A 22,166-nucleotide genomic window follows, 5' to 3' on the forward strand; every position below is an offset into this window, starting at 1 on the left:
ATCCAAGACCCTCTTATATCATCGCTACCAATCCCTGACGACCGGAGGGCTCCCGGACCTGCGTGCTTTCTTTTCCTCCGCCCGCATCCTGGACTCTTCTTCTTCCTGTGACCTGAGCAGCATCTCGGCCTCGTCCCTGGTCATCCTGCCTTCGGACCCAAATCCTTCCGAGGACTGCTCTTGCTGGTCTTGCCCGTTATCATTACCCGACCCAGCTCCGGGCTGGGGGCCTTCTTCTTCATCCCGGTTTTCCTCATTTTTATTCTGCTGTTGCCCACCGGACTGTCGCTGGTCTTCCTGGTCCTTCTGCTGTTGCTGGTCCTGCTGATCCTGCTGCTCTTCCTGGTCCTTCTGCTGTTGCTGGTCCTGCTGATCCTTCTGCTTTTCCTGGTTCTTCTGCTGTTGCTGGTCCTGCTGATCGTTCTGCTTTTCCTGGTTCTTCTTCTGTTGCTGGTCCTGCTGATCCTGCTGCTTTTCCTGGTCCTTCTGCTGTTGCTGATCCTGTTGCTGGCTCTCTAACGTTTCTATTTTTTTACGTGTATACTCAAAATTGAATTTAGCGTCCATATCCTCCGGAGCCAGTTCAACAGCTCTTTTAAAATATTCCAGGGATTCCTTATACCCGGCTATAGCCTTTGCCGGCGAGCTTTTTTCGGCCTTCTCCGCCTGGCGATATCGTGAATTTCCTATGTTGTATATAGCCTTGTCCTCTATCTTTTCATCTCCGGCTGACATGGATCCAAGGAACGCTTTTTCCGCCTCCCCGTATTTACCCTCTTTATACAAGACCGCGCCACGGTTGTACTCTATACCAGGCTGGTCCTTCCCGCTTGAAATAGCTTTATCGTATTCCTTGAGCGCTTCTTCATATTTCTCATCTTTATATAACCGGTCAGCCCTGCCCAGATCACCGCCGGCAAAACACAACCCCGCGTGCATACACACCATAAGCGCGCACAGGTATATGGTGGACGTAATAGACCTTCTCATTTTACCCTCTATATCTTCAATTGACGATGTTTTTTCTTCTGTCTCCCAGGAACACCTCTATCAAAAGCAGGAACCCGGCGATAAATAACGGCAGCTGGAACCTTTCATAATAGCGTTTTTCCATCCTACTCTTGAATTCCTCTTTTTCAAGCCCGGCAAGTTTTTTCTCGTATATAAGGTCCAGCCCGAACTCCGCCCCGGTAGCTCTTACATACATACCTCCCGTCTGAAGGGCTATTGACTGAAGCACGTCCTCCCTGAGACGGGTCTTGACCACATTACCTTCCATATCCTTAAGAAAAGATGTCTTGCCCGTACCCGCGTCCCGGACAGGAACAAGTTCCCCTTCTTCCGAGCCGATACCCACACAATATATGTTGATCCCGGCCACCTTGGCTTTTTGCACGGCTTTATCGACACCACCCTCAAGGTCCTCTCCGTCGGTTATGATTATCAGTATCTTATTCTCTTTTTTCTCCTTCTCATAACTTTCGATGGCTTTATATATCGCCTCCGAGATGGATGTTCCCCCCATCGGTATCGTATCTACACTTATATCATCAAGCGCCAGCAGGAACCCGTCATAGTCAATGGTCAAAGGGCATTGAAGAAAAGCCGACCCTGAAAAAGCTATAAGCCCCAACCTGTCACCCTTGAGTTTCTTGACCATATCCTTGACAGCCAGTTTGGCACGCTCCAACCGGTTAGGCCTTACGTCTTCAGCGAGCATACTTTTCGAGGTATCCAGCGCTATTATTATATCTATGCCCTGTTTTTTCACTTCCTTCCATTCGAATCCCCATTGGGGACGCATAAGCGCCATCGCGATGAAAAATAACGCGGCAAGTTTTATGATATCCTTTCTTTTCCGGCGCGAATTGTCATATGAAGCGGCTATTTCAGCTAAAAGACCTTTTTCGGCGAAACGTTCCAGCGTGCTCTTCCTGCGGCCGGAAGAAAGAATAAAGAACACCGCTACCGCCGGTAACAGCCATAAAAGAACACTCATTTGCGGCGCGCCGAACATCATGTTAAGGTAACCTCCTGAATAAAGTATCGGACAATATTATCTCCGCCAGGAAGAGCGCCAAAGCCGGGACCAGTAGATACGGGAACAACTCCTTGAAAATGTTGAACCCGGTCTCTTCTATCGGGGTCTTCTCCAGCTTATCTATCTCATCATATATGCGTTCCAGTGATTCCGTATCGGTCGCCCTGTAATATTTACCGCCGGTAACATCCGCTATTTCCCCGAGAAGCTCTTCATCTATCTCGACCTCCATAGGTCGTAAGACCGTATTCCCGAACCTGTCTTCCACAGGATAGGGGGCCATCCCCCTGGTCCCGGCGCCTATCGTGTACACCCTGACACCTAATGCCTTGGCGGCTTCAGCGGCTACCATCGGGGATATTGTCCCGGCGTTGTTCCGTCCATCGGTAAGCAATATCACGATCTTCTGCTTTGTCTTGGTATCCTTCAACCGGTTAAGCGCGGCGCTTATAGCCGAACCTATCGCGGTACCGTCCTTCATCATGCCTATCTGTACCCTGTCCAGGTTCTCCTCAAGCCAATTATGGTCGAGTGTAAGAGGACAGACCGTGTACGCCAGGCCCGCGAAAGCGACCAGGCCTATCCTGTCGTTCGGCCTTCTCTGCACAAAAGAATCAACTACCTTTTTGACCACTTCAAGCCGGTCAACCCGGCGCTTGTTGATCTCGAAATCCATAGCGCGCATACTCGTTGAGGTATCCACCGCCAGCACGATATCGATACCTTCCACGTATATATGTGTCTCTTCCAGTATGGTTTGGGGCCGGGAACCGGCGGCTAGCACAAGTATTATGGCCAGGAGTCTGAGATGCCGGACCTTAGCGCTTAATCTGCTCCTCAGCGTGGGCTTTATCCCGCCGATCACCGTGTTGTTGGAGAACCTGATAAAGCTCCTTTTCCCGGAACGCATATGGTCAAGCACCAGATACAGGGCTATGACCGGGGGTATGGATAAAAGGACAAGGGGAGAAGCCAGACGCATCATGCCGTTCCCCTTTCTTCTTCCTCACCCTTTTTTGTCTGGTCCACAAGGTCCATGGCTGACTTGAAACTGTCTATTATATCGATAGGCCTAGGGGCGAATTTCGCGAACTTTACCATATCACAATGCGAAAGGAACTCCTTTAGAAGACGCTTGTGTTCCGGGAACAGGTCATCCGTATTTTTCAAGAATGAAAGGAACTCTTCCGTTGTCATTTCAGGGGCCTTGTACGAGAAACGCGCCTCCAGGTACCGCCTTATTATATCGGATAACTCGGTATAATATTCGTCCACGAATCCCTTCGATGGAAGCTCCTTTGCTTTCAGTTCCTCCAGCCTCTTATACGCTCTCTCATGCGGAGGCATGATATTGTCCAAACTGGCCTCACGCAATACGACCCGGAAGCGCCTTATTGCTGCGCGTAGCGCCAATGCCGCGAGTACTGATACAACGAGCAATACCGATACAAGAAGAAAATAGTTCCTGAACACGATAAGTCCCTTGATATCCCGTATATCCTTGCTGTCCGGCAGTAGTGTGGTCTGGACATCAATATCCAGACCGGCGGATGAGGTCTCATTCCACTTGTCAGCACCCTTTGCCCGGTATCTTACTTTTACGGAAGGGATATGGTACTTACCCGCGGCAAAGCTCCTGAGCACATAAACATATCCGGGGACTTTGCCCCATAAAGGACCTTCTTTTTCCGGATATGCCCTTACGAGCTCCATACCTTCCGGCATACCAATCTTCTCGGGGAATTCCACATCCATCTTTTTCCCTCCGGGAAAGAAGACCTCGAGCCTGACATCGTCCCCGATGAATATATCCTCTTTCGAGAGCCTGACATCAAGATCCGTACCGGTCTTCCCCTGGCAAAAAGATATCCCGCAGCATAAAACGACCAACAGGCTCATGACCCCGCGTATAATGGCTTTACTACTCAGGCTTCCTATTTTTATCACGCTTACATACCTCTTTTATCGTCTGATAAACCGTTTTTCACGTGTCCTGAAAAACCTTATCAAAGGCTCAACATACGACCTGTCCGTGGACAACTCTATGTGGTCCACGTTCACCGACCTGAAAAGCCGGCGCGCGCGCTCCCTTATCTCACGGTTCTCCCTGCGGAACATATCCCTGACAGCGGGCGAAGACGTGTCTACGACCGCCCTTAGTCCGGTTTCGGCGTCCCGGAGCTCCAACAAGCCCGCGTTCGTAAGCTCGGCTTCCGACGGGTCTTCTACCGTAACGGCTATTACATCATGTTTTTTATTGGTTATCGAAAGTGTTTTCCGGAAATCATCTGAGTAGAAATCAGACACAAGAAAGACTATCGCCCGCCGGTGAGCCACTTTATTAAGATGGTTCAGGACCTTGTTTATATCGGTATGGGTCCCTGCTGGTCTATTATGCAATGCCTCCCTTATCACACGAAGCACGTGTTTCATTCCCTTACGGGGCGGCACGAACTTTTCGACCCTGTCCGTGAACGTGAGCATACCTACCTTGTCGTTGTTCTTTATGGCGGAGAATGCTATGACCGAACAAAGTTCCGCGGCAAGCTCACTTTTCATGCGTCCCCTTGTCCCGAACCGGCAGGACATGGACACATCAAGAAGGATCATTATGGTAAGTTCCCTCTCCTCCACGAATTTCTTGATATAAGGATGCCCCATGCGCGCCGTGACGTTCCAGTCTATTGAACGTATCTCGTCTCCCGGAGTGTATTCCCTGACCTCGTCGAACTCCATCCCCACGCCCTTGAACACACTCTGGTACTGACCAGCGAACACATCCGTTACTTTTCTCGAGGTAGTTATCTGTATCCGTCTTATCTTGCGTATGGTCTCTTTAGGTATCATAATGAGCTCCCCGCGCAAAAATGATCACTTTATGGTCCGATACGCGGACCGTTATGGTACTTCTATCTCGTCGAATATCTTTTTTACTATGTCTTCCGCGGTCTTGTCTTCCGCTTCGGCCTCATAACTCGGTATGACCCTGTGGCGCAGGACATCCGGCCCTATCGACTTAACATCCTGTGGGGTCACATATCCCCTGCGCTGCACGAAAGCGTAAGCTTTTGCCGCTATAGCCAGGTTTATACTGGCTCTCGGCGAAGCACCGTAATCGATCAGTCCCTCAAGGTCCTTGATCCCGTATTCGCCCGGGGTACGGGTAGCGAAGACTATATCAACGATGTATCTTTCTATTTTTTCGTCCATATATATCTCATTCACTACCTTTCTGGCCTCAAGTATCCTTTCCGGCGATACTACGGGCTTTACGTCTATATGCCTGTCCGTGTTGGCCATCCGTTTGAGTATCTTATGCTCCTCCTCTTTGGAGGGGTAGCCGATATTTATCTTCAGCATGAACCTGTCTACCTGGGCCTCGGGCAAGGGATATGTACCCTCCTGCTCTATCGGGTTCTGTGTGGCCAGCACCAGGAAAGGTTCTTCAAGTTTGTACGTGTTCTCACCTATGGTCACCTGCTTTTCCTGCATAGCTTCCAGAAGTGCGCTTTGGACTTTCGCGGGCGCCCTGTTTATCTCATCGGCAAGTATTATGTTAGAGAATATAGGGCCTTTTTTAGTGGTGAAAGTACCGTCCTTGGGACTATAGACCAATGTACCGATAAGGTCCGCGGGCAAAAGGTCCGGCGTGAATTGGAGTCTCTGGAACTTTGTGCTTATGGCGGAGGACAGCACCCTCACCGAGAGGGTCTTGGCCAGTCCAGGGACCCCTTCTATCAATACATGGCCGTTGGCGAGAAGCCCGACCATTAACCTCTGTATGAGGTAATCCTGTCCGACTATCACTTTACGTATCTCGGCAAGTAGTTCATCAACAAAAAGACTTTCATTCTGTACTTTTTCGTTTATTGCTGTTATGCCCTGGGACATCTCAACCTCCTTGCTTATATTTTTACAGTATAATATTGATACTATACAACAAATAAAAACCTTTTTCAAGAAGACGTGTTAACGACTATTTTTATTTACGTTAATATTATTGAGAGAAGAAGTTACGGACTTCAGAGGCATCCCGTACCAGCCGGCAACCGGGTATGCCGTTAAGGAACCTCGACCCATAAGGCCGGGTAAGTATCCTCGGATCCAACACGACCACTACACCACGATCACTCTCCGACCTTATCAACCGTCCAAAGCCTTGCTTGAACATCATTACAGCCCTGGGGACCTGATAAGCGTAAAAAGGGTCCTGCCCTTCCTGCCTGATACGATCCATCCGGGCAAGAGCGACAGGCTCATTAGGAACGGGGAACGGCAAACGGGTCAGGACGACACATTCCAACGCTCTTCCGGGGACATCCACCCCTTGCCAGAAAGTCGAAGTTCCCATCAAGATCGAGTCCCTTACCTGCTTGAACACGTCGAGCAATACATATCGCGGCAGTTCGCCTTGTTTAAGTATCTTTACGTCCTCCCTCTCCTCCCTTATGGCGCCTGAAATCTGGTTCAGCATTTCATAACTCGTAAAGAGTACGAACATCCTCCCCTTCAATATGTCATAGATCTCCAGGACATGGTCCTTGACCTGTTCCCGAAATTTTCCGGCGGCGTCATTCGGGTCACTGATATTCCGCGGAACATATAAAAGCACCTGGTTCTCGTGGTCGAACGGGGAGTTCAATACAAGTTCCGCCGCGTCGCTTATCCCCAATCTTGAGCGGATAAACCCGAAATCGGCCTTTCCGTGACCATCCGGGCTCGTAAGTGTTGCTGATGTAAGGACCACGGGCGCTACCCTGCTAAAAAAAGCCCTTTCCATCTCTTCGCCCACATCGATCGGAGCACTTCTGAAAAAAACCTCTATAACGCCTTTTTTTTCGCGTGTTTCGGCCCAATACACATGTCTTATGTCCTCCTGGCCCGTTATGAACACCATATCCGTGGCCAGTCCGGCGCACTCCGCGCTGAGCGCGCTCGCCCTTTCAGGCATTTCTTCCAGAAAAGATATCCTGGCGCTATCCCTCCCATAAAATATCATGTCACAGGCCCGCCTTAATCCGTCGGCAAGGTCGACAAGACCGTCACGTAACTCACTAACGCTGAACATCTCAGGAGAGAACGAATATGGCCCGCTTCCCCTGCCGGTGAACATGCCGGCCGCGTGCGCGAAGAAACGTTCCGCGTATTTTTCCGTCATGGCCAGGCCCTCTTCAAGCTCCGTCACGTTCTCGAAAGAGTCTTTTAATATCCCCTTGCCTTCCTTGATGAAGTTCTTTATCTCCTTGAATAACCGTTCTGCGGTAACGCTTCCGGTACTGTGTGAAAAATGTGATGTGGCTACATCTTCCAGCATATGGGCCTCATCAAAGACCAGGGCATCATATTCGGGAAGTATCCTGCCGGACGCGGCATCATCGGAAAAGACCAGGGCGTGATTAGCCACCAGTATATGGGAATTCTCCTGCTCTATCCTGGCTTTTCGATAAGAACAGGAATCAGCGAACTGGCAGGCCCTCTGATGGCAGAGGCCGGACACCCGGCAAAATTCCGCCCAGACAGATGTGGTCGGCTGAAAGTCCAGGTCAGTTACCAGGCCGGAACGGGTATGTCTGGCCCACTCGATTATTCTTTCGGCTTCCTCCCTCTTTTTTCTGGACCTTGAGAACCTTGAACCGTCATATCCCTGGACTCTTCTGGCGCAGACATAGTTCTCTGATCCCATACATAAAGCGTACCGCAGGCGATCATTTATCGTATCCCTGAGAAAAGGCAGGTCTTTGACATATAACTGTGCCTGCAAGGCCTTCGTATATGTAGACACCACTACTTTTTTATTCTCACGTACGGCCCACTCCGTAAAAGGCACAAGATATGCCAGGCTCTTCCCGACCCCGGTACCAGCTTCCACTATCAGGTTATTCCCGAGCGATATCGCCTCTTCTATGGCGGACGCCATTTCCAGCTGTTGAGGCCTTAACTGGTAATTCTTCAAGGATCCGGACAGGGACCCTTTTTCGGAAAATACGGATTCACTATAATTCATTGGTTTCTTTCAGCAAGACATACGGAACATGTTCCAAAATATTAATGGGCCGATGATAACACTTTCCGGGATACGGTTCAGGGGCGTTTGACGGCTCAATATACGATCGTCCCCGGGGTGTTCTTCCATTCCACCAGTATAGCCATGCATTCTTCCCGCATGAAACCCGGTTCGATACGGACGGGTGAAAGACCTTTTTCCTTCATGTGCATCGACGATATACACAATTCATTGAAACCCAGCTTCTTCACGTCCTCTATGTCTGTCCCATAAACAAGGCGTTCTATCCTGGCCCAGTGTATGGCCGCGAAACACATTGGACATGGTTCGGTCGTGGAATATATGACACATCCGGACAGGTCGTGGCTACCTATTTCCCCGGCGGCCAGGGATATCGCGTTGATCTCGGCGTGCCGTGTAGGGTCTTTTTGCTCAAGTACGGAGTTATGCGCGGAAGCTATGATCTTCCCGTCCTTTACCAGTACCGCGCCGAAAGGCCCGCCACTGCCACCTCTTATCCCATTAAGCGCTTCCTGTATCGCCACATTCATGGCTTTGTGGTCATCCACTTCGTTCCTTCTCATTTCTCCAGTTTGCTCCTTATATCCTTAAGCACTTTATCTATCCTGTCTATTCTCCACTCAAGGGACGACAATATCCAGAACTGGAAATGGTTGAGCCTCATATAAGATTCCAGGAAGTATACGAGCTTTAGCGACAAGAGCAATATGCCAAGCTCTATCATGAAAAAACGTATCTTGCCGCCGTACAATATCGATAGGGCGAATATCACGAGTACAAGGGTTATGAATATTACGTTTATCAGGCGGGCCCGGTCCGAAGGAACGCCCCCGATCTTTCCTATTATCTTCCTTACGTTCTCTTTCTCCTGCTCAAAACTGCGTATAGCGTCTTCCAGCTCCGTTTCCTGGTCCGTCTTGCTGTAATGTTCTTTCATGATGTCCTTCCATTCCTTATTTTGTTTTTTTCTCGGTCGTGGACACGTCGTGTTTCTTATCGTTCTCGGTGGCCACAAGGACAGTGGCCGCGGCCCCCGCCCCGGCCAGGAACCAGAGCGGAGCGCATCCCGCGCTTGTCATGACATATGAAATAAGGACCAAACCTCCCACGAATATCCTTGCTCTCGTCACCATTATCCCCTTTCTCAGTCCTTCCCCGTATCGTCGAGGTCATAGGAAGTATTTATCCCGAATCTTTCGCAAAGTGCGCTTATCTCGTTCTTGAGCCCTACCGGATCCCCCAGCCCCATGCTATCCCGGCTTATGAGGTAATATATCCTGCGAAAAGCCCATTGCCTGGCGATATCCTTATCCCCCGGGGAAGCGTCTTTCAACGATTTGGCGAAAATGAACTCTTTCGTCGCGCCTTTTATCTCTCCCAGTAGCTGCATGGAAAATATGTCCTCTTCCCCGTAGCGGCCATATATGGCGAACGGCTTTCCCATGTAAAAATCAGTAAGATATTTCGGGAAGATCTCATCTTGACGCAGGCCGTTGGACCTATAACGTACGTTTATCAGCAGCGGGTCCTTGATCTCCCTGTAGAACCCCACAAAAGCCGTGTCAATGTCGGCGTTCGACGACGCGAATCCGCTCCAGGCCCTGTTCTGGTAAGATATGAACTCCAGAAGATATCGATTGACCCGGCTGCCGCCGCCGAAACAGAAAATCGGTCTTTTCATATCGTTAGACCGCGTTATCTCCTGTATGATATTACGCGAATCGACAAGACCTGTCGTGGGTCGTCCGTCGCTTATAAGTATAACATATGATGGAACGGACCGCATTGGTTCCTGTGTAATATCCAGAAGGGCCCTTTCCACATTGGTCTGCCCGGTGGATTCCAGGTCCCTTATGAACGACCTGGCGCTTTCGACCGTCCTTTCCGTACACCTTAACGGGGTCTCACTGAACTTTATCACGTTGCCCTTGAACGATAATATGTTGAACGTATCTCCCGGATTGAATATCTGGATAGCGTTCCATAGCCCTTTTTTTATCTCCGCTAGTTTCTGCTCGGTTATGCTCTTCGAAGAATCAACAAGGAAAAGCACTTCTTTTGGCATGACCTGCAGGTCCCCTGTCCTTTTTACGTTTATAAGAACGCGGAAAAAATTCTCTCCCGTACCCGGGTCATGATACGTCTTGAGGTCAACGTCAAGATACGGGCTTATGTCCCCGTAATCCCCTATACGCGACGGCCCCTTGCTGGCGGACACTTCTTTGGATACAGGATCGGGAGAGGTCTTTAGCAGTGGCTCCGGCAATGGTGTGGACATGCCTTTCCCCGGGGGAGAAATGCTTGAGATCTCCGATGATCTGAGCTCACCTGGGACCCCGTCTTCCCCTGCCGGGGCTTTTACCATGCCTCCTGAGACAAATTCACCGGCAATATGTCTTCTTTCCGATGTTATGCGTCTACTGGACTTCTTGGCCTCGGCCTTTATCACGTCCGGCAATTCCATCTTTCTGCTCAAACTTCCCGACACATCCTCCCTGTCGGCCGCCTTCATTTCATGCTTTTTCTTTTCTATGGCCTCACCCTCCAACTTCGCCACTGGCATGACCTTCTCGAACAGTACTTCATCGATACCTGTTGTCTCATGCGACATCTTAATGGCAGGCTGGGTATCATCTTCTTCCCGCGCTATGGAAATATCCCCGGCGCGGCCCTCCAATCCGCGGATACGGAAAAGTTTCTGCGACGCGATGATCGCGTGTTTAACCCCGGCAAGTCTTATATACGGGCTTACCGCCACGAATATGACGTGCAGCAGTATGGACGCTATCAAGGCAAGATAAAGGGTCCTAGTTCTTCTTGTCATCTATCTCTTCTATTCTCTTCTTTGCGTTGGAGGAAAAAGAGCTGTCCGGATATCTACCTATCAGCTCCTTCAGCACTTTCACCGCCTCTACCTCGTCACCCGCTTCATAAAAAGCTTCCCCTGCCCGGAACAAGGCTTCCGAGCATAGTCCCTTATCTTCGTACAATATGGCCACCATCATGTAGTTTTTCGCGGCTTCCCTGTTATCCTTCTTAGCGGCGTATATCCTTCCCATTTCGAACCGTACGAGCGCCCCGGTCTTGTTGTCCCTGTCCGATGTAAGGGCTTTCTCGAGCTCTACAATGGCCTTGTCCATTTCCCCCTTATTGTACAGGGCCTTACCCATGCCGAGATAAGCTCGCCCGGCATATGGCGTACCTTCACCTTTTTCGGATATATCCTTATATAGCTTGAACGCCTTGTCATTCTCCCCGGAACACAGGAATACCTGGGCCCTTAGGTAAGCTATACCCGTATCGGAGGCCCGTCCCGGATATTCTTCTACGAGCCTGTCCAGGGCCGTCATGGCCTTTTCCCGATCACATTCTTCGGCGTAAAATTCCGCCACCCACTGGTATATGCCTTCAGGCATCCTGTACGCGGTCCGGGTGGAGATCAGCCCATAATACACGTCTGCCGCCCCGGCATGGTCACCTTCCTGGAAAAGGGAATACGCCTTTGCTTCGGCGGCCTTGTCCGCCAGGTCGGATGTATCCTTTATCGTATCGAAATTCTCTACCGACAGGGCCCATTCCTTCTTTGCTTGATACGCTTTCCCCATAGCGTACATGACCGCGTCGCCGACCCGGGTATCGGGATACTCCGCCAGGAGCCCCTTGTAACACTCTATGCTCTTGTCATATTCCTGGGCACCTAGATACGCTTTGCCCATCTGGTAAAGCACGTTCTCCCGGAGAGGACTGTCCTTGTACCTGTTCAAAAAATCCTCACAATCCCGCGCGGCGTCATTAAAAAGCTCGAGGGAGATCTTCTCTTCCACCGATCTCAATATAGCCACAGGCGCTCTTTCTTCCGATGGGTCGTTCTTGGCGAAAAGATCCAGGTATTTCGTGGCTTTTTCATGGTCATTGAGCTCGGAAGATAACCACCCGGCCTCATAAAGCGCGTCGCCATAATACCTGCTGGATGGATATCCCGATAACACTTTCTCGAAACTCGAGAGAGCTTCTTTCTTGTCCCCTTTCCGGGTAAGGATCTTACCCTTGAGATACAATGCCTCACTCAAGTCCTCATCCCCTGTCCCAGGAAAACTCCCGACCTTCAACAGGGCTTCCGGGTCTTTATCCATGCGATAAAGGACCCATGCCAGATCTAGCGTAGATCTTTTGCCGGACACGGTCTCGGGATATTCCTTTTCGTTCTTCGAGAAAAAACGCGCCGCCTCCACGTACCTGTCATCGTTGAAACAGCTCACGCCAGCCGCGTAGATCATTTTTGAGCGGATGTCCCTGTCTGAAACCCTGTCAAGGGCGCCATCAACGAACGCCGCTGTCTCAGCCCCATTACCTTCCCGGCTGATACAGGAAACCAAGCCCAAAGCCGCCCTGTCAAGGACCGTGGGCGGCATTTCCTCCCCCTCCATAAGTTCGTTATATATCTGTCCGGCCAGGGAAGTCTTGTCCATCGCGTAATACGCCCCGGCAGCGTAGAGTTTGGCCTGGTATTTAGACTCGCTTTCGGGAAAAAGTCCCGCTGCCGATAGATAAGCCTCCGCCTCTTTCCCGTATTCTTTCCTTCCGTCGTATATCCCTCCCAGGGACATGTATGCATATGGAGCATATTCACTGTCTCCGTACCTTGACACAAAACCTTCTAGGGCCGTCATGGCCTTTTCGGTCTTTCCCTGTTTATCATATCCGGACGCGAGATAGAACCTGGCGGACTCTTCGACATCATCCTCCTCTCCCGAAGATATGAGGCGTGAGAATACCCTTTCGGAATCCGCGTAATCCCCCTTCATGTAGTATGACTGCCCCTTACGCAGGACCATTTCCCTTGAGAACGCGCTCCCAGGGCTGGCGTTCAGGATCTCGTCACAATATGACAGGGTCTCGTCATATTGCCCGGACAGAAAATAGCTCTCTACGATCCTGTACTCGGCCAGATCCTTGTGGGCCGACCCCGGATATTCCGACAAGAACCCCTTATACCCTTCTATGGCCATATCATACATGCCCCGAGAGAAAAGACCGTTAGCGAAATCCAGTTCCTCCACCTCGTTCCCTGCCCTGTCGCCCGCGGCATAACCCGTGTATTGCGCCATGACCGGGAACAAAAAGATCGCGGCCACCAGATACAGTCGTCCTATTCTTCTCATTTCTTGTCCTTTTCACGTATAGTAGCGAAAGAAACGTTCCATATCCCGCTGGAAGCGCAAATGTCCAATACTTTTATGACGTCCTTATGAAGAGTGTCCCTGTCCGCCCTGATTATCACGGGCTGGTTCTTATAAAGCTCCGCCACCCGTACCAGCATGTCCCGGAGCGCGGCGTGGTCCAGCTCCCTCTGGTTAACGACTATCGTGCCATCCTGACGTATGTTTATTATTATTTCACCTGCCGTACGTTTCATATCCGTGGACTTTTCGGCGACCGGTACGGTGATGTTTATCTCACTCTCAAGCTGGTAAAATACCGACGCGGACATGAAAAAGATGAGAAGAAGGAATACGATATCTATGAGCGGAGCCATTTGTATCTGGGGGCCCGTCTGCTTTGCTTCCTTTACGGACGAAAGATCCATCTATGTCTCCTTTTCTGCCGTATCAGCGTTTAATGTTCTTCTTTACCAGAAGGTGGTACAGGTCTCCTGACACGTCTTCAAGCCGGGCTATGACCCCTTGGACCTTTCCCCTGAAAAAAGAATAAAAGATCATCGACGGTATCGCTATCATAAGTCCCGCGGCTGTGGTAACCATAGCTTTTGATATCCCGCTGGCAAGTAGTATGGGTTTAACTGACCCGGTCTGGAACGCGATAACATTGAAAGCCTGTATCATACCTATGACCGTACCCAGGAGGCCCACCATGGGAGCTATAGACGCTATATCTGCCAGGTAACTTATCTTCTGCCACAGGTCTTCCACGGCCCGCCGGCCCGCGTCCTGTATGGCCTCTTTTATTATAGGCTCTTCCTTTCCTACACGGGTAAGTCCCGCCAGAAGCACATCCGATATAAGGTTGTTATTATTCTCGCATATCATCTTTGCCTCCTGGAACCCGCTCCTTTCGATGACCGATACGGTCTTCTCGAAAAATGTGTCCGGGATAAGTTTTTCTTTCTTGATCATTACCGTGTAATATATGATGAGCCCGACCGCGGCTATCGATAAAAATCCCAGCACCACCATCACCCATCCCCCGGACTGGATTATCTGCCACAAGGTCATCCCGTTCTCCGCGTCGGACGCGTCGGGGATATATTGCGAGACGGCTCCCTGGGCTGTTGCTTCCATTGTCATTATTACGTTCATTAAGCAGAAAAATACGGCGGTTCTCTTACGGATATTCATCCCCTGACCTCCTGTTTGATCTTTGGCGGGATACATAACAAGGCAAAAAGACATATCATGGTCATGCAGTCCTTCCTGGTATATTTCATAGAATTATACATTTTTGTAAGGCTATGTGTAAAGGAATAACTGGCTCATGTATCATACGAAGATCACAGTGCCGGCGTCAAAAAGCGGCGCGCTATGGACCTCAAGGCTGATGACCCCGGCCCGGGAGAACATTTCCTTGATGCGGAGGCCGTCAGGGTGGGTCAGGAGGTCCCCCGCGATAAAGACCCTGCCGTCCGGGAGCGTTCCACTGGCGCCTCCGATCAGACCATACTTCTCTCCAGGCAGTTCTACCCCGCCCGCGGATACCAACCCGGCCGTAATGCCCCTTTTTTGGGCCTCAAGGTATATTCCTTTATCCGAAGTCACTATATGCCGGTCGTCAAGGACAAGAGTGGAACATCTCGCGTACCCCTGAGGTACATGTACGAAGTCCAACCCCGCTTCCAGGCCGAGTTCTTTTATTACCGGGTCCGTGTGTTCCAGGTTGTGGAACATGAACCTCCCTATCTTTACCGCGTTATATGAACATGTGCGGGGATACTTCCCGTCAGGCACCTTGCTCCCAGGGACCGTCCTTATCCCGTTACGCCTGAAAATATCCGTATATGTGTGGTCTATACCCGGGGCGTGTACAACAAGGTCTTCCCTTAACTTGAAAAAGAATATATCCGGGTGCCCGGATATTGAGGCATAGACCGTTTCCCTGCCAAATGCTTTTGACGAAGAGAACTCTACGGGGTCGACATCCGGCAGCCCGGCGGACATCCCGGAAATATAAACTCCCGGCATACGTTCGTCATATAGCGCTTTCATTCAACGCAGGCCTTTCATAAGTCCTTCCGGGAGCACAGCCGATGCCAGGTGTTCCCGGTCCAGACAACGTGTGCCGTTACGGCCCACAATGTTCATGGACCCTCTCGCTAAAGAGGGATCTTTTCTGAGCGTGACCCCTTTATCCGAGACAAGGCTTTTCAGCACAGCCGCGTTCTGGCCCATATATCCGTATAGATAAGGCTCATCCGACGGGTTGAAGCATAATTCGTGTATGTCGGGCATCTCCTTGAACGTGTATCTCAAGGCATATCCATATAGTAGACTTTCAGCCTTGGCCCTGAACGACTCATGGAACGGTCCAGCGACAAGCTCCGCCCCGGAAAGCAGGTCCTCTGAAGGGTGCAGGCCGCATCTTATCACTTTCATCCCGCTCGCCTCGAAAAAGAGAATAAGGTGCGCCGCCCGCATGACCGCCTCATCTTCGGGCAATGGGCAGTAAGAACCTTCCCTGAACAGCCTTTCCATCTCTGTACCTTTTATCACTACGGCCGGATATATACGGACTTCATCCGCCCCGGCCTTACGGGCATATACAGCGGAATGGTATTCTTCTTCCCTTCCGCTCTCGGGAAGTCCCAGCATCAATTGATGGGTAAGGCCAAGTCCCGCTTTTTTCACGATCTTTGAGGCGACTTCCGAATCATGCGCGGTATGGCCTCTCTGGCATGCCTTGAGGACCCTGTCCGACATTGACTGCACTCCAAGCTCCACGCGTATTACTCCCATGTTCCCGAGAAACGAGGTCTTTCCCTCATCTATATTGTCCGGGCGGGTGGAAACCCTTATGCCTTTTATCCTTCCGCTGTCCAAAAAACCCTTAACACTGACCAGGAGGTGTTCCTGCAGGTCTACCGGCAGAGCGGTGAACGTCCCACCGAAAAAACCTACCTCTATCCAGGCATCGCGTTCTCTTATCGTGGACAGGTATTTTTCCACTACGGCAGGTATATCAGGGACCTTTGTCTCTTCCTGACCCGATATCTTGTCCTGGTCACAAAAAATACACTTACACGGGCATCCCTTATGCGGGATAAAGAACGGGATCGTGTATCGTTTTTTCCGTCTATCGCTCGACATACTCAAGGATATCCTCGCCTATTTTGCCGAACAACTCACGCAGCTTTATCATTGGCAGTCCCAGGACATTGAAAAAGGACCCTTTTATGTCATCGAAAAGCATGGACCCTGCCCCTTCTATAGTGAACCCTCCGGCCTTATCATACGGGCCTAGTATATCGAAGAACATATCCGCATCCTTTTTATTCAATTTTACGGTGCGTATGGTGGTCCTTTCAACCCCTGACGCCATCTTACCGGTCGTAGTATCCATTACACACAGGCCGGTATACACATCCACGCGCCTGCCGGAGAAACCAAGGAGAAGTCTCTTGGCTTCCACCTTGTTCCCGGGTTTTCCGATAAGCCTGTCTCCACACACCACAAGTGTATCCGCCCCGATGACCACAGTACCGTGGGCCATACTCGAAGCTACGGCTTTTGTCTTCCTCTTTGCGTTCTCGATAACTATCTTTCTGACCCCGGATGCTTTCCCGGATATTTCCGGCACATGGCTCGGAACGACCCTACACCTGATACCGCACTCCGACAATATGTTCTTCCGCCGCTTCGAGGCGGATGCCAGGACTATTTTTCTCATTCTCCTCCAGTGATCATTGTTCTTTTATATACAGTTTCCGGCCATCCAGGGATAATGCCTCCAGGAACCCACGCAAAGCTTCCTTCCCCGGGGATATCCGGCCGTATCTTTTCATGACAAAGTCAATGTTCTTATACCGCCTGAGGTACCAGGTAATGTATTTGTACATGCGGCTCTTCGCCAGGGCGCTGTCATAATGTTCCAGGGACAGGAGGTAATGCTCGGCTATGATATTCTTCAGTTTCCTGAACCCGGGATCGGGTCTTTCCTCTTTACCGGATAGAACGCGCCTTATGTCATCGAATATCCATGGCTTTCCTAATGCCCCTCGCGCTACATATACCCCGTCGCACCCCGTCAATGATATGGTTTCCATCGCGCTCTGGGCCGAAAAGATGTTTCCACTCGCGAAAACCGGGATAGACACCGCCTCCTTGACCTCTTTCACAATATTGTGGTCGGCACCCCCCCGGTACATCTGCTCCCTGGTCCGTGGATGCACACATATGGCCCTGGCACCGGCTTCCTCCACCATACGCGCGACCTTAAGGTAGTTCATCTCTGATGGGCCCCATCCGCTCCTGATCTTCACCGTGACCGGGATGTTGACCGCGCCGACCACATGTCCCACCATTTTCGCCAGTTTTTCCGGCTCCTTAAGAAGCGCTGACCCTTTCCCCCCTTTTATGACCTTGCGCGCGGGACATCCTGCGTTTATATCTATCACGGGAAAGCCCTTCTCCTCGCACAATCTGGCCACATCCACCATTTTTGTTATATCCTGCCCGACAAGCTGGACCCCGATCGGCCTGTCTTCCGGCAGTATATCCAGCATCTTGAATGATTTTTTGTTCCGGTATACTATGCCGTTCACGTCTATCATCTCAGTAAAGGCGAATTTACAACCGTATTTGCGTGATATCAAACGGAAAGGTACATCCGTGATCCCGGACATGGGCGCCAATACGGCTTTTGCTTTTATCATCTCGCTGATAATGTTCTTTTTCACTCTTACCGGTCTTCCTTTTCGGCCCGTGGCCACGGATTCACAGACCCAGTTCCTTTTTCATCGCCCTGTTAATGTCTTCCCGGGCCTTACTGCTTATCCTCTTACCTTCCACTGGCGGCCCCTGTTCCTTTCGCTTTATGCGCGAATATAGCTCTTCGACAGACAGCCTGTTGGCGCCGTATACACGTGAGTGATTTATTATATAGTTGTCATTAGATACTACCGTAACGTTCCCGGTCGAAGAGTGTCTCCTGATCATCTCGATCACCTTATCGTCGCCTTTGCCCGTGGACGAAAAGACAGAAACCCCTCCGCTGGACATGTTCATCCGGTCAAGGTATCTGTACCGGTCATCCCCGTCAAAGACCACTTTCACCTGATGGATATCGCCCCTTGACCCCGCGAATTCACGACTAAGCCTGACAACAGCGTTCCTCGCCCCTTCCAGGTCTTTTTCGGCCATACGGCGCGTTGCATGTAAGGCATGTATCACGTTATAACCGTCAACCACCAGGGTGTTCTTCTTCTTCACTTTTCTTTTTCTCCATCCCTTACGATATCTATACGCATCTTCCGTATCACGTTCCCGAAAACATCGTTGATGATCTCACGGCGCACATAATAGTATATATGTTTGCCCTGTTTCCGGTAATCGACCAGGTCGCAGTTCTTAAGTATATGAAGGTGGTGTGATATGGTAGGCTGGGATATATTGAACTCGGCACATATATCATTTACGCTCTTCTCGTCCGCCCCCAGCATATCCAGTATCTCCTGCCTGGTCTTATCCGCAAGCGCTTTGAATATCTTCACGAGATCATATTCCGTCATATCCACGCCCCTTTTCGAAGTACATCACTTGATCGCTATCCTGACTATAAGATCCCCCTTGTGCCTGCAACACGGACATTCCTTCCCCTGTCCCCGTAGCCTCATCTTCTGTCCCGCCTTTGTCCCCGGAGGTATGGATAATGTTATGTTCTTTCCGCTGGACATCTTGAATTTCGCCTCCCCGCCTTTTTTGGCCAGGTCCGACGGTATCGGAAGGTCCGCCATAACATCACTGTCGAACTCCTCCCTGCCGCCGGAAAACCCCCGGGCATTCGCCGCGCCACCGCCTGAGTAGAAGAACGTCCTTGTCTGTCCGCCGCGACGCCGAGACCCGGAAGAGAATATATCCCCGAAAATATCACTGAAAATGGAATCCGACGAAAAACCGCCTCCCTGCGAAAAATGCCTGGAAAATTCGGAGAAATCAAACCCCTGTGAAGAGGAAAAATTTCCCGTATAGGCACCCATTTTCCTGAGCTGGTCGTATTCTTTCCGCCGTTTAGGATCCCCCAACGCGTAATATGCTTCTGAAATGCTTTTGAACCTCTCCTCAGCCTGCTTATCACCCGGGTTCTTGTCTGGATGGTATTTCAGCGCGAGTTTCCTGTACACCTTTTTTATCTCGGCGTCACTCGCCTTCTCGTCCACCCCAAGCACTTTGTAATAATCTTCTGAGCTCATGCAACGTCTCCTTTATGAAGCGTTCTCCCTCTTATGTTCGAAAGTGAACACCGCTCTTTTCACATCGTACCCTATATGCAATTCGTCGCCGTCCTTTATGTTCCCGCTCAACATCTCGAGCGCTATTCTATCCTGTATCTCTCTTTGTATCAACCGTTTTAACGGACGTGCCCCGTTATCCGGGTCATACCCGCGTAACGCCAGTTCTTTTTTTGCCTCCAGATCGAAGAACGCCTTAATGTCCCTTCCAGCCAACCGCTGGACCACTGTATGTAGCTCGAGATCCACGATATTAAGTATGTCCTCTTCCGAAAGTTTATTGAAGATCACCACCTCGTCCAGACGGTTAAGGAATTCCGGTCTGAAATGCTTCTTGAGCTGTTCCATGACCGACCTTTCAATATCCGCCTGGGAGTTGCTTTTATCGGAATAATACTGCCATCCTATATTGGACGTCATTATGATGATAGCGTTCTTGAAATCCACCAAATGGCCTTGATTATCGGTCAATCTGCCGTCATCCAGTATCTGCAACAAGACATTGAAAACATCATGATGGGCCTTTTCTATCTCATCCAGGAGAATAACACAATATGGACGTCTTCTGACCTTTTCCGTCAGCTGTCCGCCTTCCTCGTACCCCACATATCCCGGAGGCGCCCCAATAAGCCGTGAGACCGAATGCTTTTCCATATATTCCGACATATCTATCCTTATCATAGCCTCGGTATCGTTGAAAAGGAACCATGCCAGTGTCCTGGCCATATGTGTTTTTCCTACCCCCGTAGGCCCCAGGAAGATGAAGGACCCTATGGGCTTGTCGGGATCGGCCAACCCGCTCCTGGAACGCCTCACAGCGTTGGATATCCTGTTTACAGCGTCGTCCTGGCCTATGATCCTTTCTTTCAGGGCATCTTCCATATGTACGAGCTTTTCCACCTCTGATTCCAGGAGCTTGGAGACCGGTATGCCCGTCCACTGAGCGACCACCCGGGCTATATCCTCGCCATCCACTTCCTCCTTTAGCATAATATTATCTTTCTGTACTTTCGCCAAGGTCTCCGTCTCGTCCTTGAGTTCTTTTTCAAGGGTTACAAGTGTCCCGTACCTTATTTCGGACACTTTTGCCAGGTTGTTCTCTTTTTCCGCGGCGGACTCCTGCGCTTTTGCCAGATCTATCTGTTCTTTTACCCTCCTTATCCGGCTGATGCTCTCCTTTTCTTTCTCCCAGTGTTTTTTCTTGATAGCCAGATCATCTCTGAGCCGGGTAAGTTCGTTATTAACGGCGTCTATCTTGTTCTGCCCACCGGAGCTTTTTTTCTCTTTTTTGAGCGCCTGAGCCTCTATCTCAAGCTGCATTATCCGGCGTTGTATCTGGTCTATTTCCGTAGGAACGCTATCGATCTCTATGCGGAGCTTGGACGCGGCCTCGTCCACCAGGTCTATCGCTTTATCCGGCAGGAACCTCGATGTTATATACCTGTCGGAAAGCTTAGCGGCCGCTACGATCGCCGAATCGGCTATTCGTACACCATGGTGGACCTCATATTTCTCCTTCAGCCCGCGCAATATCGCTATCGTATTATCTACTGACGGTTCTCCGATGAATATCTGCTGGAACCTTCGCTCGAGGGCCTTATCTTTCTCCACATACTTCCTGTATTCATCAAGCGTTGTGGCCCCTATACACCTGAGTTCTCCACGCGCCAGGGCGGGTTTAAGCATATTCGACGCGTCCATAGCCCCTTCGGCCCCACCGGCACCCACCAGCGTATGCAGTTCATCAATGAAAAGAATGACCTCTCCCTCTTTCCTTTTTATCTCGCTCAAGACCGCTTTTAGCCTGTCTTCGAACTCTCCCCGGAACTTTGCCCCCGCTATCAAAGCGCCTAGGTCAAGCGCGATTATCCTTTTATCCCTGAGCTTGGTCGGCACATCCCCGGAGGATATCCTGCTGGCAAGACCCTCTACCACGGCCGTCTTGCCGGTACCGGGGTCACCTATAAGAACAGGGTTGTTCTTGGTCCTGCGTGAAAGAACATGTATCATACGGCGTATTTCCTCGTCCCTTCCTATGACCGGGTCAAGTTTCCCGAGATCGGCAAGTTCTACCAGGTCCCGGCCATATTTTTCCAGGGCCTGGTATTTACCTTCAGGGTCCTCATCATTCACCGTATGCCCACCTCTTATCGACTCGAGGGTCCTGAGTACATTATCCCGTGTGATATGGAATGATGCCAACAGGCCAGAGATACCCGATGGCGCGTTTTCCACAATGGCCAGGAGCAAATGCTCCACGCTTACATAGGCGTCCTTCATTTTTCCAGCTTCTTTCTCCGCTGAAGAAATCACCTCATTCATCTCCCTTGAAAAATACGGTTGGGAAGCGGCTCCACTTATACGTGGTTTACCCGCTAGGAGACTGTCCAGCTCTTTCCTTATGTTATATGGATCGCTCCCTATCTTACTTATAACGCTAACACAGGTCCCTGTATCATCGCTCAAAAGCGCGTATAATAGATGCTCCGGACCTACTTCCTGGTGTCCTCTTTCGACCGCTTCATTCAGCGCACCCCTGAGCGCTTCCTGGGCTTTTACCGTGAATTTATCCGTTTTCATATATATCTTCCCCTTTCTAGAATATATAGACATATTTACATCTATCTATATGATACATCAAA

Annotated in this window: 22 protein-coding genes; all 22 read right to left on the reverse strand. The window is 50.5% G+C overall.

Going from position 1 to position 22,166, the window contains the following annotated elements; translation table 11 throughout:
- Window positions 1-24: 24 nt before the first annotated feature.
- The 22 genes from PHH49_00940 to clpB all read right to left on the reverse strand — a co-directional run bounded on the left by PHH49_00940 (window position 25) and on the right by clpB (window position 22,104).
- Window positions 25-990, reverse strand: a complete 966-nt coding sequence (locus PHH49_00940) for a tetratricopeptide repeat protein (GenBank protein ID MDD5487518.1) — start codon at window positions 988-990, stop codon at window positions 25-27.
- 16 nt (window positions 991-1,006) lie between these two features.
- Window positions 1,007-2,020 (reverse strand): VWA domain-containing protein, encoded by a 1,014-nt coding sequence (locus PHH49_00945; protein MDD5487519.1) that lies wholly within the window; start codon window positions 2,018-2,020, stop codon window positions 1,007-1,009.
- 1 nt (window position 2,021) lies between these two features.
- A complete protein-coding gene (locus tag PHH49_00950) occupies window positions 2,022-3,026 on the reverse strand; it encodes a VWA domain-containing protein (GenBank protein ID MDD5487520.1) in 1,005 nt (334 codons plus the stop codon).
- Window positions 3,023-3,988 (reverse strand): hypothetical protein, encoded by a 966-nt coding sequence (locus PHH49_00955; GenBank protein MDD5487521.1) that lies wholly within the window; start codon window positions 3,986-3,988, stop codon window positions 3,023-3,025. Before PHH49_00955 ends, PHH49_00950 begins: the two co-directional genes overlap by 4 nt.
- A gap of 15 nt (window positions 3,989-4,003) precedes the next feature.
- Window positions 4,004-4,888, reverse strand: coding sequence for a DUF58 domain-containing protein (locus PHH49_00960; GenBank protein ID MDD5487522.1), 885 nt, complete (start codon window positions 4,886-4,888; stop codon window positions 4,004-4,006).
- A 51-nt stretch (window positions 4,889-4,939) separates the two neighbouring features.
- Entirely contained in the window at window positions 4,940-5,932 is a 993-nt protein-coding gene (locus PHH49_00965) for a MoxR family ATPase (GenBank protein MDD5487523.1), read from the reverse strand.
- Window positions 5,933-6,038: 106 nt separating this feature from the next.
- A complete protein-coding gene (locus PHH49_00970) occupies window positions 6,039-8,045 on the reverse strand; it encodes an ATP-dependent DNA helicase (GenBank protein ID MDD5487524.1) in 2,007 nt (668 codons plus the stop codon).
- A gap of 95 nt (window positions 8,046-8,140) precedes the next feature.
- Window positions 8,141-8,629: a nucleoside deaminase gene (locus PHH49_00975; GenBank protein MDD5487525.1), complete on the reverse strand. Its 489-nt coding sequence runs from the start codon at window positions 8,627-8,629 to the stop codon at window positions 8,141-8,143.
- Window positions 8,626-9,003, reverse strand: coding sequence for a hypothetical protein (locus tag PHH49_00980; protein MDD5487526.1), 378 nt, complete (start codon window positions 9,001-9,003; stop codon window positions 8,626-8,628). The genes PHH49_00975 and PHH49_00980 overlap by 4 nt, the downstream gene beginning before the upstream one ends.
- A gap of 16 nt (window positions 9,004-9,019) precedes the next feature.
- Window positions 9,020-9,199 (reverse strand): hypothetical protein, encoded by a 180-nt coding sequence (locus PHH49_00985; GenBank protein MDD5487527.1) that lies wholly within the window; start codon window positions 9,197-9,199, stop codon window positions 9,020-9,022.
- 11 nt (window positions 9,200-9,210) lie between these two features.
- Window positions 9,211-10,890 carry a VWA domain-containing protein gene (locus tag PHH49_00990; GenBank protein ID MDD5487528.1) on the reverse strand — a complete coding sequence of 560 codons (1,680 nt, stop codon included), beginning with the start codon at window positions 10,888-10,890 and terminating at the stop codon, window positions 9,211-9,213.
- Window positions 10,874-13,228, reverse strand: a complete 2,355-nt coding sequence (locus PHH49_00995) for a tetratricopeptide repeat protein (protein ID MDD5487529.1) — start codon at window positions 13,226-13,228, stop codon at window positions 10,874-10,876. Before PHH49_00995 ends, PHH49_00990 begins: the two co-directional genes overlap by 17 nt.
- A complete protein-coding gene (locus PHH49_01000; GenBank protein MDD5487530.1) occupies window positions 13,225-13,653 on the reverse strand; it encodes a biopolymer transporter ExbD in 429 nt (142 codons plus the stop codon). The genes PHH49_00995 and PHH49_01000 overlap by 4 nt, the downstream gene beginning before the upstream one ends.
- 22 nt (window positions 13,654-13,675) lie before the next feature.
- Window positions 13,676-14,422: a MotA/TolQ/ExbB proton channel family protein gene (locus tag PHH49_01005; GenBank protein MDD5487531.1), complete on the reverse strand. Its 747-nt coding sequence runs from the start codon at window positions 14,420-14,422 to the stop codon at window positions 13,676-13,678.
- A gap of 141 nt (window positions 14,423-14,563) precedes the next feature.
- Window positions 14,564-15,262, reverse strand: a complete 699-nt coding sequence (locus tag PHH49_01010; GenBank protein MDD5487532.1) for a hypothetical protein — start codon at window positions 15,260-15,262, stop codon at window positions 14,564-14,566.
- Between the two features lie 24 nt (window positions 15,263-15,286).
- Window positions 15,287-16,384 (reverse strand): radical SAM protein, encoded by a 1,098-nt coding sequence (locus PHH49_01015; protein ID MDD5487533.1) that lies wholly within the window; start codon window positions 16,382-16,384, stop codon window positions 15,287-15,289.
- Complete coding sequence (locus tag PHH49_01020; protein MDD5487534.1) at window positions 16,371-16,964, reverse strand: Maf family protein; 594 nt, start codon at window positions 16,962-16,964, stop codon at window positions 16,371-16,373. The genes PHH49_01015 and PHH49_01020 overlap by 14 nt, the downstream gene beginning before the upstream one ends.
- 13 nt (window positions 16,965-16,977) lie before the next feature.
- Window positions 16,978-17,973, reverse strand: a complete 996-nt coding sequence (gene dusB, locus PHH49_01025) for a tRNA dihydrouridine synthase DusB (GenBank protein MDD5487535.1) — start codon at window positions 17,971-17,973, stop codon at window positions 16,978-16,980.
- A gap of 37 nt (window positions 17,974-18,010) precedes the next feature.
- Window positions 18,011-18,505, reverse strand: coding sequence for an NYN domain-containing protein (locus PHH49_01030; protein MDD5487536.1), 495 nt, complete (start codon window positions 18,503-18,505; stop codon window positions 18,011-18,013).
- Complete coding sequence (locus tag PHH49_01035; GenBank protein ID MDD5487537.1) at window positions 18,502-18,804, reverse strand: metalloregulator ArsR/SmtB family transcription factor; 303 nt, start codon at window positions 18,802-18,804, stop codon at window positions 18,502-18,504. Before PHH49_01035 ends, PHH49_01030 begins: the two co-directional genes overlap by 4 nt.
- A 24-nt stretch (window positions 18,805-18,828) precedes the next feature.
- Window positions 18,829-19,485, reverse strand: a complete 657-nt coding sequence (locus tag PHH49_01040; protein MDD5487538.1) for a DnaJ domain-containing protein — start codon at window positions 19,483-19,485, stop codon at window positions 18,829-18,831.
- A 12-nt stretch (window positions 19,486-19,497) separates the two neighbouring features.
- Window positions 19,498-22,104 carry an ATP-dependent chaperone ClpB gene (gene clpB, locus PHH49_01045; GenBank protein ID MDD5487539.1) on the reverse strand — a complete coding sequence of 869 codons (2,607 nt, stop codon included), beginning with the start codon at window positions 22,102-22,104 and terminating at the stop codon, window positions 19,498-19,500.
- Window positions 22,105-22,166 lie beyond the last annotated feature (62 nt).

The organism is Candidatus Omnitrophota bacterium (genome assembly GCA_028715965.1).
In the GTDB taxonomy this organism is placed as follows: domain Bacteria; phylum Omnitrophota; class Gorgyraeia; order Tantalellales; family Tantalellaceae; genus JAQUQS01.

Bases quoted from the DNA above. Each gene is read 5' to 3' on its own strand.
- PHH49_00975 (MDD5487525.1), bottom strand. From the start codon at position 8,629: ATGAGAAGGAACGAAGTGGATGACCACAAAGCCATGAATGTGGCGATA.
- PHH49_01035 (MDD5487537.1), bottom strand. From the start codon at position 18,804: ATGACGGAATATGATCTCGTGAAGATATTCAAAGCGCTTGCGGATAAG.
- PHH49_01010 (MDD5487532.1), bottom strand. From the start codon at position 15,262: ATGCCGGGAGTTTATATTTCCGGGATGTCCGCCGGGCTGCCGGATGTC.
- PHH49_00965 (MDD5487523.1), bottom strand. From the start codon at position 5,932: ATGTCCCAGGGCATAACAGCAATAAACGAAAAAGTACAGAATGAAAGT.
- PHH49_00995 (MDD5487529.1), bottom strand. From the start codon at position 13,228: ATGAGAAGAATAGGACGACTGTATCTGGTGGCCGCGATCTTTTTGTTC.
- PHH49_00985 (MDD5487527.1), bottom strand. From the start codon at position 9,199: ATGGTGACGAGAGCAAGGATATTCGTGGGAGGTTTGGTCCTTATTTCA.
- PHH49_00950 (MDD5487520.1), bottom strand. From the start codon at position 3,026: ATGATGCGTCTGGCTTCTCCCCTTGTCCTTTTATCCATACCCCCGGTC.
- clpB (MDD5487539.1), bottom strand. From the start codon at position 22,104: ATGAAAACGGATAAATTCACGGTAAAAGCCCAGGAAGCGCTCAGGGGT.
- PHH49_00940 (MDD5487518.1), bottom strand. From the start codon at position 990: ATGAGAAGGTCTATTACGTCCACCATATACCTGTGCGCGCTTATGGTG.
- PHH49_00990 (MDD5487528.1), bottom strand. From the start codon at position 10,890: ATGACAAGAAGAACTAGGACCCTTTATCTTGCCTTGATAGCGTCCATA.
- PHH49_01005 (MDD5487531.1), bottom strand. From the start codon at position 14,422: ATGAATATCCGTAAGAGAACCGCCGTATTTTTCTGCTTAATGAACGTA.
- PHH49_00970 (MDD5487524.1), bottom strand. From the start codon at position 8,045: ATGAATTATAGTGAATCCGTATTTTCCGAAAAAGGGTCCCTGTCCGGA.
- PHH49_00945 (MDD5487519.1), bottom strand. From the start codon at position 2,020: ATGATGTTCGGCGCGCCGCAAATGAGTGTTCTTTTATGGCTGTTACCG.
- PHH49_00980 (MDD5487526.1), bottom strand. From the start codon at position 9,003: ATGAAAGAACATTACAGCAAGACGGACCAGGAAACGGAGCTGGAAGAC.
- PHH49_01000 (MDD5487530.1), bottom strand. From the start codon at position 13,653: ATGGATCTTTCGTCCGTAAAGGAAGCAAAGCAGACGGGCCCCCAGATA.
- PHH49_01040 (MDD5487538.1), bottom strand. From the start codon at position 19,485: ATGAGCTCAGAAGATTATTACAAAGTGCTTGGGGTGGACGAGAAGGCG.
- PHH49_01020 (MDD5487534.1), bottom strand. From the start codon at position 16,964: ATGAGAAAAATAGTCCTGGCATCCGCCTCGAAGCGGCGGAAGAACATA.
- PHH49_01015 (MDD5487533.1), bottom strand. From the start codon at position 16,384: ATGTCGAGCGATAGACGGAAAAAACGATACACGATCCCGTTCTTTATC.
- PHH49_00960 (MDD5487522.1), bottom strand. From the start codon at position 4,888: ATGATACCTAAAGAGACCATACGCAAGATAAGACGGATACAGATAACT.